This window comes from Bradyrhizobium tropiciagri, from assembly GCF_001189845.1.
Lineage (GTDB): Bacteria > Pseudomonadota > Alphaproteobacteria > Rhizobiales > Xanthobacteraceae > Bradyrhizobium > Bradyrhizobium tropiciagri.
This window is the reverse complement of sequence record NZ_LFLZ01000023.1, coordinates 34484-48952: the sequence shown is the minus strand read 5'-3', so window position 1 is coordinate 48952 and position 14469 is coordinate 34484. Positions and strand designations below refer to the sequence as shown.

Genomic DNA, 14469 nt, shown 5'->3' with positions numbered 1-14469 from the left:
CACGCACAGTAGCGTCGGGACGGGATTTCAAGCTCACCCAAAATCTGAACCAAACACGGAGCGTCGGCTCTCGTGACGCGGCAGCGTTGCGAGGAAGGCTTTCGCTTGAGAGGGAAGGCGATCAAGCAAGCCGCCTGACAAAAAGGCGGCGCCCAAAGTCGTATTGAGGATTCGTTCGAGGAGGGATCCGGCCGGTTGGAATAAGCCCACAGACGAGCACGCAGCCCCCACTGCCCGATGCTTCGTCAAACGCCGCAGGTGCGCGATGCTCCCCAAGTAACCGCACCTTCAAGAGGCGCATTCCGACCGGCCGGTGCTTTCCTGCAAGAGGCAAGAAAGCAATATCGAGGGCTCACATGGGCATGCTCATGGTGAAATGTCCGCAAACCGGACACGCGATACCCACCGGCATCACGACCGATCGCGAGAGCTTTAGACGCAGCACGGTGTTCTTCTCGCGCACCCGCTGCCCGTTCTGCCGCGCCGATCATAGTTGGTTCGCGCGCGAGGCCTGGGTCGACGAGCCCAGCATCCGCGTGCGGCGGCGCGGTGCCGGGCCGCCGGTCTGAACGCCGACACAGGTCATTGACGATCGCGATGGAGGGACACCATGTCGGACATGCAGGTCGCAACGAAAGCATCGCCCTAGCTGCTGCAGGCCAAGGACTTTCTCGACGAGGCACGACGGCTGAAGCCGGGTCCGGAACGCAATGAATTGCGCCGGACGGCGAAAGAGCTGCGCGAGATCGCCAGGCTCGACACAACAGCGGCCTCGACCCGGCGGCCTGATCGGCGGCGGCGCCGTTGATCGCGCTCGCTGCGCGCTCACATCGCGTCGTCGGTTTCGGCTTCCGAGATGCGCGGATCGTCGGTTCGAGCCGCCGCGCGGGATTGGTGGCCCGAGAAGATCTCCTCGGCCTCGACACGCATGACGCGGTGGCATTCGCACGCCAGCGCCGAGAGCCGTGACCGGTCGATCTCGATCCGGCCTCGTTGCTCGGACCGGATTGCGCCGCGCGTGCGAAGGTTGCGCATCAGCAGCGTCACCGTCGTTCGTCGCACGCCGAGGATTTGCGACAGCGCGTGCTGGGTCAACGGAAGGACATCGCTGTCGATCCGATCGCGAAGCTGGAGCAGCCAGCGCGCCATGCGGGCCTCGACCGGGTGCAGAGCATTGCAGGCGGAGCCGCGCTGGAACTGGATCAGCATCGATCGGATGTGCTTCTGCATCGCCTGCCGGATCGCGGCACTACGGCCGAAAGCGGCATGAAAGCGTGCCGCGGGGAGCCGCGAGGCGGTGCCCGCGGCCCCAACCACCGCGGTAATGCCCGATGGCGACGAGCCGAGCACCGAAAGACTGCCCACCACGCCTTCGCGCCCAACCACACCGGTCGCGACCGTGTGCCCGTCCGCCATATCGATCATTAGCAGGATCGCACCGCTATGGGGAAAGAAGACATAATCGATCTCGTCGCCGGCTCGCGTCAGGACCGCATCCTGATCAAGCGCGACCGTTTCCAGGTCAGGCCCGAGCAGATCGAGATCCGCTGCCGGCAATGTTGCGAGAAGGCGATTACCGATCCCGCCGGAGAACCTCACTGGCGCCGCCCCGTGGTGATGCGACACATAACCAACTCACTCAGACGCAAGTTCAAAAAACCAACTCCAAACGCTTGGCCGTAAGGCGGAATTCTCCGCAGGCAGTACTCAAAGAGTTAGATGCAAATGCACCGACGGACGCAACAGCAAAATGCACATGTTCGCACCGTAGAACCGCGGAACGGGGTTCCAATTTCGGTGCACGGTAAACGCTGCAATCCGGTTCCATCACCTGGTTCATGACAGCGAAGGGCCGCCCGTAGGCGGCCCTTCTTGTTACGCGCTCTGGGGCGCTTGAGGCGGACCAGATTGGTCGGGAGCGCATCGAGGCCCTAGCCCTGGCCCACGTGCAGGTCGATGCGGCCGACCTTCTCGACCAGCCGCTCGAGCGACTCCAGCTCCTTGAGCCGCAGCAGCAGAGGGTTCTCCTCCATCAGTGGCGGTGTTGAGGAGCGAACGCATCGCCGCGGTCTCCTCCTGCCGGCGGATCAGATTGGCCTTCGCCACCCGCTCCGCCTCCACCACCTTGTTGACCAGCTAGCCGGCGCTGTGACCCAGGCGTCGCGCCACGTCCGATCATTACGAGGGCGCGTCACCCGCCGCGCGCGACGTCCTGGAAGCAGGCGCGCAGCCAGTCGATGGTGACGCGCGTCGCAGCGTCGCGCTTGAGATGGCTTTGCACCAGCAGCCAGACGTCGCGCCGTTTCGGCAGCAGCGTGGCGCGCAGGCGGCGGTCGGTCAAAAGGTCCGCGCAACTATGCTCCGGCAGCACGCCGACCGCCTGGTGCGACTGGATGATCTTGTGGATGATACGAACATTGTCGGTCACGCAGCGCGCGCGAAGCCGCTTCGCGCGCAGGAACTGCATTTCCGGAATCGCTCCGAGTTCGTCGGGATAGGCGCAGGTCACCGCGTCGCCTGCCGACGTCGCGGCCGGCTCGAAGAAATACAGCCTGACTTCGCCGAGCTTTGAGATCGCGAAATCACCCTTGTCGGGCTTGCGCAGGCGGATCGCGAGATCGGCCTCCCAGCGCGAGAATTTGACATTCTCGCTCGACGTCAGGAATTGCAGCGTCAGTCCCGGATGGGCGCGCAGCAATTCGCCGGTGCGCGGCGCCAGCACTTCCTCCGCGATCGCGTTGGTGGAGGCGACGCGCAGCCGGCCGACCGGGCCGGGCAGGCTTTCGCCGATCCGGCCGATCTCCTCGGCATGCGCGGCCATCGCCTGGATGTGCGCGAGCACCACGTCGCACTGCCGGGTCGGCTTGCGGACGCCGTCGGCGGCCTCGAACAGCCGCAGGCCGAGCGCGCGCTCGATCCGCGCCAGCCTGCGGCCGACCGTGGTCTCGTCGATGCGCAGCCGCTCGCTGGCGCCGGCATAGGTGCCCTCGTCCCTGACGGCGGCGATGATGCGAAGGTCGTCCCAGTTCATCGCGGCAGGCTACATGGTGCCCGCCCCGCCTGCAATAACGCAGCTACTGGCTGCAATATCCCTGCATAACGGCAGGCCGGTCCGCGGCTATATTTTCGGTGCCAACCCGCTGGAGATCTCAGGACCATGACCGCAGCCAAAACCTTGATGCAGCTTGCCGCCATCGACCTCACCCCGCCGCGCCTCGGCGATGCCTGCCTGGTGCTGATCGACATCCAGAACGAATATCTCGCCGGTCCCCTCGCCTTGCCCGATGCCGGCCCCGCGATCGCGCGCGCGACCGCATTGCTCAACCAAGCACGGGAAAGCGGCACCAAGATCATCCACATCGCGCACAAGGGAGCGCCGGGAAGCCTGTTCGATCGCAGCGCGGAGCGCGGCGCGATCGTCGCGCCGCTGGCACCGCGGCCGGGTGAGGTCGTGATCGAGAAGCAATTGCCGAACGCGTTCGCCGGCACCGACCTCAGCGCGCAGCTTGCCGCGACCGGCCGCAAGGAGCTGGTGCTCGCTGGCTTCATGACGCACATGTGCGTGAGCTCGACCGCGCGCGCCGCGCTCGACCTCGGCTTCCGCACCACCATCGACGCCGAGAGCTGCGCCACCCGCGACCTGCCCGACGGCAAGGGCGGCACGATTGCGGCAAGGCTCATTCACGACGTCGCACTCGCCGAACTGTCGGACCGCTTCGCGATCATCGCCCGCGGCGACGCCCTCGCCTGAGAGCACCATCATGCTTGAGCTCTATTTCTGGCCGATGGCCTGCTCGCTCGCCAGCCGATCGCGCTGATGGTGGCCGGCATCGACGCGCGCTACCGCATGGCCCATCTCTGGACCAAGAAGGTGGTCGAGGACGATAGCGACTTCCGCACGGTCTCGCCGAAAGGCGCGGTGCCTGTGCTGGTGCTGGAGAACGGCGAGCGGCTGACGGAGAGCGCGGCGGTGCTGCAATACATCGCCGACCTGAAGCCCGAACTCGGCCTCGCGCCGGCACCCGGCGATCCGGATCGCTACCGCCTGCAGGAATGGCTGAGCTTCGTCGGCACCGAGATCCACAAGGGATTTCTGTTCCCGACCTTCTGGTACAAGGACGAGGCATCGCTTGCGAAACCGCGTGCCAGGATCGGGCAGACCTTGTCGGTGCCATCGGCGCATCTTGCGCACCGCGAATTTCTGGTCGGGGACCGCTTCACGGTTGCGGACGCGCACCTCGCCTGGGCGCTGCTGCTGCTGCGCTCCGCAGATGTCGACGTCGCGCAATGGCCGTCGCTGGCAGCCTATCTCTCGCGAATCCAGGCGCGTCCGCAGGTCAAGGCCGCGATCGGCATCGAGACGCAATTGTGGAAGAGCGCCGCGGCGTGAGCGCCGCGTGCCCAGCTCTTTAGCTTATTGCTTAAGCATGATCTTTTCGGAAAACCGCTTCGCACTTTTCCGGATCATGCTCTACTGGAACGCGACCTCGGCGAAGCTGCGCAGCTTGCGCGAATGCAGGCGCTCGGATTCCTGCTGCTTGAGCCGCTCCAGCGCCTTCAGGCCGATCTGAAGGTGCTGGCCGACGCGCTGGCGATAGAACTCGCTCGCCATGCCCGCCAGCTTGATCTCGCCATGCAGCGGCTTATCGGAGACGCACAGCAGCGTGCCGTAGGGCACGCGGAAGCGATAGCCGTTGGCGGCGATCGTCGCCGATTCCATGTCGAGCGCGATGGCGCGGGATTGCGACATCCGCCGGATCACCTGCGGCCCGCTGATCTCCCAGTTGCGGTTGTCGACGCTCGCGACCGTGCCGGTGCGCATCAGCCGCTTCAGCTCGAAGCCGGAGAGCCCGGTGACCTCGCCGACCGCCTCCTCGAGCGCGACTTGCATCTCCGCCAGTGCCGGGATCGGCACCCAGAGCGGCAGCTCGTGATCGAGCACGTGATCCTCGCGGACATAGCCATGGGCGAGCACGTAGTCGCCGAGCCGCTGAGTGTTGCGCAAGCCGGCGCAATGCCCGATCATCAGCCAGGCATGCGGCCGCAGCACCGCGACGTGATCGGTGATGTTGCGCGCGTTCGACGGGCCGATCCCGATATTGATCAGGGTGATGCCGCGATAGCCGGGCTCGACGAGATGGAACGCCGGCATCTGCGGCACGCGCTCCGATGCGGCGCCCGTGGTGCCGCCGCCGAGCCGCGCGCTGCGCGTGATCAGATTGCCGGGCGCCACGAACGCCTCGATCCCTTCCTCGCCCGACGCGAGACGCTGCAGGCTCGATTGCGCGAAGGCGTCGACATAGAACTGGTAGTTGGTGAAGATCACGAAATTCTGGAAATGCTCCGGGTCGGTGCCGGTGTAGTGATAGAGCCGGCGCAGCGAGTAATCGACCCGCGCGGCGCGGAACAGCGCCAGCGGCTCGGGCGTGCGCGGCGTCAGCTCGAACGTGCCGTCGGCGATCGCATCGTCCATCGCCGCGAGATCCGGCGTATCGAAGATGTCGCGCAGCGACCTTGTGAACGCCGAACTGTCGGCGATGGTCAGCGCCGCCTCGATATTGATGTCGCGCCGGTAAGCGAAATGGATCGGGATCGGCTCGCTGGACTCGCCGATCTCGACCGCCACGCCATGGTTCTTGATCAGCAGCCCGATCTGCTCGGTGAGATAGGTCCGGAAAATATCCGGCCGCGTGATGCTGGTCTCATGGATGCCAGGTCCCGCGACAAAACCGTAGGCGAGACGGGAATCGAGCCTCGCATGCGACGAGGTCGTGATGCGGACGAACGGATAATGCGCGCGCACCCGCGTCGTGAACGGCACGCCGTTGACATAGGCCTCGAAGCGATTGCGCAGGTAGCCGGTGTTGCGCTCGTAAATCTTTTCGAGGCGGGCAACCGCCGCTGTGGCCTCGACGAACGCCTCGGTCGTGATCGGCGGTGGGGTTTCGATGGGGGGCGTCGGAGACATGTTCGCTTTGCACCAGATCCGTTGCCGAGCTTGGCCTCGCTTTGGATCAGCACAGTATAGCGACAATGGCCTCCAGTTCCAGATCGGCGCCGGTCGCGGCGCCCTATTCCGCCTCGCGCGGCGGCAGCGCGCAGATCTCGGACCGGGTCAGGAACCGGCGTTCGCGCCCGTTGTCGAGCGAGAACATGCCGCCGCGGCCGGGAACGACGTCGATGATCAGGTCGGTGTGCTTCCAAACGTCGTATTGCGAACCGCTGATGTAGAACGGCGCGCCGCCGATCTCGCCGAGTTTGACGTCGTGGTCGCCGATCAGGAATTCGCCTATCGGATAGCACATCGGCGACGAACCGTCGCAGCAGCCGCCGGACTGGTGAAACAGCACCGGCCCGTGATCAGCGACGATCTCCGCAATCAGTTTCAGCGCAGCCGGCGTCGCGGTCACCTTGTCAGCCATCTCGGCCTCCGTGATGGAGGCTCCGGCGGGACATCCCGCCGAAACCTGTCGTTTGCCTCGCCCCGAGACAAGGGCCGAGCCCTCAGAAGAAGCCCAGCTTCTTCGCGCTGTAGCTCACCAGCATGTTCTTGGTCTGCTGGTAATGGTCGAGCATCATCTTGTGGTTCTCACGGCCGACGCCGGACTGCTTGTAGCCGCCGAACGCCGCGTGCGCCGGATAGGCATGGTAGCAATTGGTCCAGACCCGGCCGGCCTGGATGGCGCGGCCGAAGCGATAGCAGCGATTGGCATCGCGGCTCCAGACGCCCGCGCCGAGGCCATAGAGCGTGTCGTTGGCGATCGAAAGCGCCTCCTCGTCGGTCTTGAAGGTCGTGACCGACACCACCGGCCCGAAGATCTCCTCCTGGAACACGCGCATCTTGTTGTTGCCCTCGAACACCGTCGGCTTGACGTAATAGCCGCCCGACAGTCCGCCGCCGAGATTGTTGCGCTCGCCGCCGGCCAGCACCTTGGCGCCCTCCTTCTTGCCGATGTCGATATAGGAGAGGATCTTCTCGAGCTGCTCGGACGAGGCCTGCGCGCCGATCATCGTGGTCGGGTCGAGCGGGCTGCCCTGGGTGATCGCCGCGACGCGCTTCAACGCGCGCTCCATGAAGCGGTCGTAGATCGATTCGTGGATCAGCGCGCGGCTCGGGCAGGTGCAGACCTCGCCCTGGTTGAGCGCGAACATCACGAAGCCTTCGATCGCCTTATCGAAGAAGTCATCGTCTTCCGCGCAGACATCCCTAAAGAAGATGTTCGGCGACTTGCCGCCGAGCTCGAGCGTCACCGGGATCAGGTTCTGCGAGGCGTACTGCATGATCAGCCGGCCGGTCGTGGTCTCGCCGGTGAAGGCGATCTTGGCGATCCGGTTCGACGACGCGAGCGGCTTGCCGGCCTCGAGGCCGAAGCCGTTGACAACGTTCAGCACGCCCTTGGGCAAGAGATCGCCGATCAGTTCGAGCAAGGTCATGATCGATGCCGGGGTCTGCTCGGCCGGCTTGAGCACCACGCAGTTGCCGGCGGCGAGCGCCGGCGCGAGCTTCCAGACCGCCATCAGGATCGGGAAATTCCAGGGAATGATCTGCCCGACCACGCCGAGCGGCTCGTGAAAGTGATAGGCGACGGTGTCATGATCGATCTCGGAGATCGAGCCCTCCTGGCCGCGGATCGCACTGGCGAAATAGCGGAAGTGGTCGATGGCGAGCGGCATGTCGGCCGCCATGGTCTCGCGGATCGGCTTGCCATTGTCCCAGGTCTCGGCGGTGGCGAGCTTTTCGAGATTGGCTTCCATCCGGTCGGCGATCCTGTTGAGGATCAGCGAGCGCTCGGCGACGCTGGTCTTGCCCCAGGCGTCCTTCGCCGCATGCGCCGCATCGAGCGCGGCCTCGATGTCAGCAGCATCCGAGCGCGGGATCTCGCAGATCGGAAGTCCCGTCACCGGAGATACGTTGTCGAAATACTTTCCGGAATGGGGCTCGCGCCATTCGCCGCCGATGAAATTGCCGTAGCGCTGGGCAAACGGCGCCTTGAGCACGGACTGCATGTCAACCTTGTTCATGTGTTCCTCCGTTGGCACGCCGATGCACACGGCGTTGGCCGGGACGCTCGGCCAAATCAGGCGGACAGAACAGATGCTCGCCCCAACGGACGCAGGGGAACTGTCGCAAATCTGAGACAGAGTGCGCCGCAAATTGGTACAGGCGCATCAGCGCTTCGGATGCCGATTTCGAGCCTTGCAGGAGCGTCCTAGCGGTGCAGGCCGAACTGCTTCAGCTTCCGATGCAATGTCGCGCGGGACATATCGAGGTCCCTGGCGGCTTTCGACACGTTGCCGCCGGCCCGCGCCAGCGCACGCTGCAAAGCTGCACGTTCCGCGGCAACGAGCCCACCATCGTCGCGGGTCTCGCCGATCAGATCGGCCGCCGGCAATGGCCGCGCCAGCGACGCTGCGCTGAGGCCGAGCGCGCGGCGCGCAGCCCGCGTTGCACCAATCACGAGGTCGTCGCGATCCACCGCCAGCAGCGAATTGATGGCGCGTTCGCTCCGCGGCGTCAGGAGAATTCGCGCATAGGGAAACGCCCGGCGAAAATTCTCAGCCTCGGTCACCCGCGCCGCGTCGGTGACCGTGGTCGCGATCAGCCGGGAAAATCCGTCGGTCAGGTCGGCCCGGCAGGACGACACGTCGAGGGCTGCGGCCAACTCGCCATTCTCGTCGAAGATCGGCGCGGTGGTGCAGAACAGCGCGGAATTGCGGGTGAAGAAGTGCTGTTCGCGGTCGATCGACAGCGGCCGCTTCTCGACGATGCAGGTGCCGATGCCGTTGGTCCCCTCGTACTTCTCGCTCCAGACCGCACCGGTCCAGAGCCCCCAGGCGTTGAACGTCGCGTCATCGGCGCCCGCACCGCGCCGGTCGACGACGACACCGTCGCGGTCCGCGAGCAGCACCGAGCAGCCGACACCGCCCACCGCAAGGAACAGCCGGTCGAGCGTGCTCTGGGCGACTTTCAGGAATTCACCGAGGCGCTGCTGTGCAGCAGCGATTTCGGCCTGGCCGAGCCGATGCGACGGCAGGCGGCTCGCCGGATCGAGCGCATGCAGATGGCCGGACCGGCGCCACGACGCCGACAGGTCGGATGGCGCTCCGCCTCCGGCAAGCACGTCGAGAACCTTGTCCGTGTGCATGACGCCCGGCGACCGGCTCATGCTCTCCTCCCCTGCTCCGCGGGCTCTGTGACCCTCGGGAGCGCGGCGCTGTTAGCCCTGGCACCTTTGTATATCGCAGGATATAGCGCTCTCCGCAGCCTTTCAAGGGAACGGCACACCGACCTTCGGACAGGAACCTGGACTTCGTCGCACAACGCGCGGGCGTGGAGCGCCCCGCCCGTCCGGCAGTTGGCGCCTATTGAATCCGCGCGAGCACCGCGAGACGGCGGATGCCCTTGTTGCGGTAGGCGTCGAGGAACGCGTAATAGTCCTTGAACGAGACGCAGCCGTTGGAGTCGCCGTTCGGGCCGAGCATGAAGGTGTGCGCGAGCAGACCATCGCGGTTGAAGATCTTGCCTTCGCCGCCGATCGGATTGAGGCGCAGCGCCGGCACGCCGTGGAACAGTGCTTCGCGCGGCTTGAGCTCGTAGATGTGCGGCGGCGTCACGCCGACCATCTTCATGTGCGAGGACCTGGGATCGTCGAGCCTCGAGCCGAGGCCGGAATGCGCCTCGAGCCGCGTGCCGTCGGGCAGATACACGGTCTTGGCCGAGATGTCGTAGACCGCGGTCTGGCGGTCATAGGGCGGCGAGCCGCCGAGCATCGGGTTCTGGTCAAGCGTCGAGGGGATGCTGCCGGTGACATTGGCATCGGCCGAGGCGAAGGAGAGCAGCCCACCGCTTGACTCGCGCTTGCCCCACAGCTTCTCGACCATGGTCTGCCGTTCGCTCGATGCGATCGACATCACCGCGGCCTTGGCGCGCGCGGCCATGTCGCGAACGCCGCTGGATTTCACGGCTTGCTTGACCTCGGCCGGCTTCGGGTCGGAAGCCTTCTCAGCCGCCTTGGGCTGCACATTGGCGGCGGGATCGTTCAGCGCCACCTTCAGATTGGCGGCGGCTTGCTTCTTGGCGGTCTCGACCGATTTCGGCGCTGGCAACGGCTTCGATGTTTCGGCGAGCTCTGCAGTTGCGACCGCCCTCGCCGCTTCGGCCTTTGGCGCAGCGGCCGCCTGCTTGATCGGGTCGATCTGCGTTGCGGCGTCGGCCACGACGCTGGACGCAACGCCCTCGGGCGAGGCCGCCGCAAACCGATCGTTAAACATAAGCGAAGGTGCCGGCGCTTCCGACTTCGCCACCTCGGTCTTGGCGGGAGCCGCCGACGCCGGCGTCAGGGACGCGAACACCTCGTTGAACGCGGGGGCCGGCCGTGCGGCGACGGCGACAGGCCGCTTCACCACCGGCGCATCGAACGACGCACTGCCGACCGACGGATAGACGTTCGCTGCAAAGATATTGGCGTAGACGGTCCAGGCGCAGCCAAGCACCAGCCCCGCCACCGCGGCGCTGCCGAGGAAATGCTGTGGGAGGATTTTTCGGGAGGATTTCTTGCGGCTTGGCGCCCCAAGAACATACGCACTCGCACTCGTACCCATACGCCCGGCGCTCAAAACAGGTCCACCTTTGTCCCTCACTCGACGCACGGTCGAACGGTGTTCGGCTCAACGTCGCGCGGGGGCACAGGCGGCCATTAAGGCGACTTTTAGTTAAATGCGACTTAACCGGATGCGATCCCCTGCAACGCGGGAAGTGCCTGTGGCGTAGGGCTTTTTTAAGATGACATTGGACCGCCAAAACGGCTTTTTTGTCCCATGATGGGACATTCCGGCATGCGGCTCCGCCGCCGCATGCCGAGATAAATCCTAGGGAGAATTTCCTTCCCAATCGCCCCGTAATCGCGCGGGGATCGAGCAAAAACCATCCCTCAATAGCTGAGCTTCGGATACCAGTCCGCGCCGCGGCCCTCGCGCGTGGTGTCGAGCAAGGTCCAGAGCGGATCCATGTCCGGCGCGCCTCGCGGGTCCTGGCCGGGGTCCATCGTGCCTCCGCCCATTTCGCCTCCCCAGAAATGCCGGATCGTGCCGTCGTGGCGCGTGAAGACATTGTAGCCGGGCAAATCGCTGTCATCTTTGTTGACATAGTCGCGGGTGTAGTCACCCGACGGATCCGAGTAGATCTTGTGACGCGTCCAGCCGCGCGCCTTTTTCGCCTCGATCAACCGTGCGATCGGCGAGCGCGCCGTGAACACCAACGACACGCGCTGCTCGATGTCGGGCAACTTCTGCTCCCACGTGCTCATGAACGACGTGCACATCGGACACGGCTTCTCGCGCTGCGGGCCGAACATGTAGCTATAGATGATCAGCGTGGACTTGCTGCCGAACAGATCAGCAAGCGAGGCCGTAGCGGCCTCACCAATGAACTCATAGGCTTTGGTCACCTCGCCGCCCGGCGGCAGCGCGCGGCGCAACTCGGCGACGCGCTCGATATGACGACGCAGCTCGATCTCCTCGACGAGCAGCGCCTGGCGCGCGCGGCGATACTCCGCGCTCTCATTGGGAAAGCGTCTGGTGTTGGTGCTGGCGAGCTCGGCGGCGGGCTTGAGGACGGAACTGGTCATGTTGGAACCTCGCGTGGTTGACGGGCTTCCTGGAAGACGACCCGGCCTCGGGCGATCCGACACTCAACGGCGACGATCTTATTGCAGTTCCGGGGGCGGCGAACGGTCCAGGACGTCGCCCTTTGCCCCCTCCAGCAGATCGAGCGCGTAGGTCTCGATCACCAGCGGCCCGCGCATGCGTTTGGCCTCACCCACCGTTTCGACATGGGCGAAATTGTCGCGCATCGCGGCCGGCATCTCCTGCTCGACCTCATGCACGTACAATAGCTTGCCGGACAGCTGCGTCGGGCTCGGCTCTGATATGTTGACCCAGCGAATGCGCTGGCCCTGCTGTACGACGCAGGTGCCCTTGGGGAGATAGAAGGCAAGCCAGCCGGTGGTGCCGTAGTCCGGCGCCAGCACGCAGCTCGCGCCAGATCGCACACGCGCCGCCTCGATCTTATCAGCGAGTTCCTGCCAGCCGACGCCGACGCTGCGCACGGTGGCGTCGCGGCGGTAACCCGAGAGCATGCCGGTATTGGCTTGCACGATCAGCAGTGCGAACAGTACGACGCCTGTGGGCGCAGCCCAGCGGCGGCAGAAATCGATCGTGCGCTGCTCGCGCGGCGCCCACTGCACCTGGATTGCCGCGACCGCGGCCGCCACCGCGAAAGCCGGATAGACCGGCGCGAACCAGTTGGCCTCGACCCGCGCGTGCAGCGCGTGCCAGGTGAAGTAGACCACGATGGTCCAGAACATGCCGTTGATCAGCACGCGCGCGGCCATCGCGCCGGCGCGGCGCCGGTACAGCGCATAGAGTCCCATCACGCCGAGGATGAAGACCAACGGCGTCGCGAATGCAAACTGGGTCGGGATCAGCTCGGCGATATAGGTCGGCCGGAAGTCCTCGATCCGGGCCCGCCCCATCTGCTTGATGAAGGACACCCAGTGGTGATCGGCATTCCAGAGGATGACCGGCGCGAACAGGCCGGCCGCAACCAGGCCGCCGAGATAGAGCCACAGCGAGAGAAACCAGCGCCGCAGCTTCGGCACGCTCGCAAGCCAGATCAGGATCGCGGGACCAAAGAACAGCGCGGTGTATTTCGACAGCAGCGCCAGGCCGGCGCTGGCACCGACCGCAAGCCACCAGGCGCCGCGGCCGCTCTCCAGCACCTTCGCGAGCGCATACAGCAGGAAGCTGGACGCAACCAGCAGCGGCGCATCCGGTGTCACGATCAAGGTGCCGACAGCGGCCATCAGCGTGACGTTGAGCAGGATGGTCGCGCTCGCGGCGATGCGCTGGCCGCCGAACAGGATTTCGGCCGCCCGGTAGATCGCCCAGCTCATCGGCAATGCGAGCAGGATCGACACCAGGCGCACGCCGAGCGGCGTATCGCCCGCAATCATGGTGCCGAGCCGGATCACCACCGCGACCATCGGCGGATGGTCGTAATAGCCGCCGGCGAGCGACTTCGACCACATCCAGTAATAGGCTTCGTCGAAGGTCAGCGGCGTCCATGCGGCGGCGGCCAGCCGCAACCCGACCAGCGCGCACACCGCAAGCGCGGTGTTCCGGGCCAGCCGCGCCTCGTTCGCGTTCATGCCACCGTCATCGCTTGCGCCAGACGAACAGCCCGGACATCGCGTAGTTCCACACCACGCCCATCAGCGCGCCGGCCGCGCCCGCAAGCCACCAGATCGGCTCCTGGTCGTAGACCGAGAACGCGACGCCGACATTGGCCAGCAGGCCGACACTGCAGACCAGATAGAACAACAGCAGGCCGCCCAGGATGCCAAAGCCCTTCAGCCGCTGGTCGCGGTAGGTCAGGAAATTGTTGAGGATGAAGTTGCTGGTCATGGCGACAATCGCGCCGGTGGCCTGGGCCTCCGGGAACGGCGCCTTGAACAGTTCCAGCGCGATGAACAGTACGCTGAGATGCACCAGCAGGCCGAGCCCACCGACTGCGGCGAACAGGATGAAGCGCAGCGAGATCAGGTCGTTGGTCAGCTTCGCCAGCACGAGGCCGAGGAAGTCGAGCGCGACCATCGAATCGAGCTTGCTCTCGCCATGCTGGCGGGCACCGAACGTGTAGGGAATCTCGACCGTGCGCAGCTTGCCCTCCGCCGTCGCCACGACGTCGAGCAGGATCTTGAAGCCCTGGGTCGAGAGCTGCGGCGCGAGCTGCTCGAAACGGTCGCGGCGGATCATGAAGAAGCCGCTCATGGGATCGGCGACCTCGACCTTCAGCGCGCGGCGCGCGATCTCGGTGGCGAAGGCGCTGGCGCCGGCGCGCTGCTTGTTGAAGCCGTCGGCCTTGTAGCCCTCGATGTAGCGGCTGCCGACCACGAGCTCGGCCTCGCCGCTCTGCAGCAGCCCCAGCATCTTCGGGAGCTGGGTCTCGTCATGCTGCAGGTCGGCGTCCATGACGGCGGCATAGGGCGCGCTCGAGGCCAGGATGCCCTCGATGCAGGCGCCGGACAGGCCGCGCCGGCCGATTCGGCGGATGCAGCGCACGCGGGAATCCTTCCGAGCCAGCGCGCGCACCACGTCCCAGGTTCCGTCGGGCGAATTGTCATCGACGAAGATGACCTCCCAGGACACGTCCTTCAGGGTCGCGTCGAGCCGGCGGTACAGCACCGTGACATTGTCGCGTTCGTTGAAGGTCGGGACGACCACCGAAAGCTGCGGCAGACTTGCTGCCGGCAATGCGGTTTCGGGGCTCGGCTTGATGGCTTCGTTCATGAGCGCCAGCGTATAGCCGCAGCCTCCCCCGCTGCCAAGGCGGGCCGGCCCAAACGCGGTCTCGGAAAGCGGGAAAACGGGGCAAAATACCCCTGAAAATGCCAACGACCACGAACAAGG

12 protein-coding genes and 2 pseudogenes are annotated in these 14469 nt (G+C 65.5%); 3 read left to right on the top strand and 11 right to left on the bottom strand.

Annotation, left to right across the window (positions count from 1 at the left end):
• Window positions 1-356: 356 nt before the first annotated feature.
• Complete coding sequence (locus AKN84_RS19570; RefSeq protein ID WP_050422291.1) at window positions 357-569, top strand: hypothetical protein; 213 nt, start codon at window positions 357-359, stop codon at window positions 567-569.
• Window positions 570-825: 256 nt separating this feature from the next.
• Here AKN84_RS19570 and AKN84_RS19565 read toward each other — a convergent pair whose 3' ends face one another.
• The 3 genes and pseudogenes from AKN84_RS19565 to AKN84_RS19560 all read right to left on the bottom strand — a co-directional run bounded on the left by AKN84_RS19565 (window position 826) and on the right by AKN84_RS19560 (window position 3031).
• Window positions 826-1557: a Crp/Fnr family transcriptional regulator gene (locus AKN84_RS19565; protein ID WP_162240892.1), complete on the bottom strand. Its 732-nt coding sequence runs from the start codon at window positions 1555-1557 to the stop codon at window positions 826-828.
• 374 nt (window positions 1558-1931) lie between these two features.
• Window positions 1932-2136: pseudogene (locus tag AKN84_RS45735) on the bottom strand (SPFH domain-containing protein); the annotation flags it as partial.
• A gap of 55 nt (window positions 2137-2191) precedes the next feature.
• Window positions 2192-3031: a LysR family transcriptional regulator gene (locus tag AKN84_RS19560; RefSeq protein ID WP_050422289.1), complete on the bottom strand. Its 840-nt coding sequence runs from the start codon at window positions 3029-3031 to the stop codon at window positions 2192-2194.
• Window positions 3032-3157: 126 nt separating this feature from the next.
• Here AKN84_RS19560 and AKN84_RS19555 point away from each other — a divergent pair, with 126 nt between their 5' ends.
• Together AKN84_RS19555 and AKN84_RS19550 are read left to right on the top strand one after the other, a co-directional pair.
• A complete protein-coding gene (locus AKN84_RS19555; RefSeq protein WP_050422288.1) occupies window positions 3158-3751 on the top strand; it encodes a cysteine hydrolase family protein in 594 nt (197 codons plus the stop codon).
• Window positions 3752-3761: 10 nt separating this feature from the next.
• A pseudogene (locus AKN84_RS19550) lies at window positions 3762-4390 on the top strand (glutathione binding-like protein).
• An 81-nt stretch (window positions 4391-4471) separates the two neighbouring features.
• Here AKN84_RS19550 and AKN84_RS19545 read toward each other — a convergent pair.
• The 8 genes from AKN84_RS19545 to AKN84_RS19510 form a co-directional block, all read right to left on the bottom strand.
• A complete protein-coding gene (locus tag AKN84_RS19545) occupies window positions 4472-5968 on the bottom strand; it encodes an AMP nucleosidase (RefSeq protein WP_050422287.1) in 1497 nt (498 codons plus the stop codon).
• Between the two features lie 103 nt (window positions 5969-6071).
• Window positions 6072-6422: a DUF779 domain-containing protein gene (locus AKN84_RS19540; protein ID WP_050422286.1), complete on the bottom strand. Its 351-nt coding sequence runs from the start codon at window positions 6420-6422 to the stop codon at window positions 6072-6074.
• A gap of 82 nt (window positions 6423-6504) precedes the next feature.
• Window positions 6505-8022 carry an aldehyde dehydrogenase gene (gene adh, locus AKN84_RS19535; RefSeq protein ID WP_050422285.1) on the bottom strand — a complete coding sequence of 506 codons (1518 nt, stop codon included), beginning with the start codon at window positions 8020-8022 and terminating at the stop codon, window positions 6505-6507.
• 188 nt (window positions 8023-8210) lie between these two features.
• Window positions 8211-9167, bottom strand: a complete 957-nt coding sequence (locus tag AKN84_RS19530) for a helix-turn-helix domain-containing protein (protein WP_050422284.1) — start codon at window positions 9165-9167, stop codon at window positions 8211-8213.
• Between the two features lie 196 nt (window positions 9168-9363).
• The gene (locus AKN84_RS19525) at window positions 9364-10602 is read right to left on the bottom strand and encodes a tlde1 domain-containing protein (protein ID WP_347337352.1); all 1239 of its coding nucleotides are present in this window, start codon (window positions 10600-10602) and stop codon (window positions 9364-9366) included.
• A 329-nt stretch (window positions 10603-10931) separates the two neighbouring features.
• Complete coding sequence (locus AKN84_RS19520; protein ID WP_050422283.1) at window positions 10932-11627, bottom strand: DUF899 family protein; 696 nt, start codon at window positions 11625-11627, stop codon at window positions 10932-10934.
• A 78-nt stretch (window positions 11628-11705) separates the two neighbouring features.
• Window positions 11706-13208, bottom strand: coding sequence for a glycosyltransferase family 39 protein (locus tag AKN84_RS19515; protein ID WP_050422282.1), 1503 nt, complete (start codon window positions 13206-13208; stop codon window positions 11706-11708).
• A 7-nt stretch (window positions 13209-13215) separates the two neighbouring features.
• Entirely contained in the window at window positions 13216-14349 is a 1134-nt protein-coding gene (locus AKN84_RS19510; RefSeq protein ID WP_050422281.1) for a glycosyltransferase family 2 protein, read from the bottom strand.
• Window positions 14350-14469: the final 120 nt, after the last annotated feature.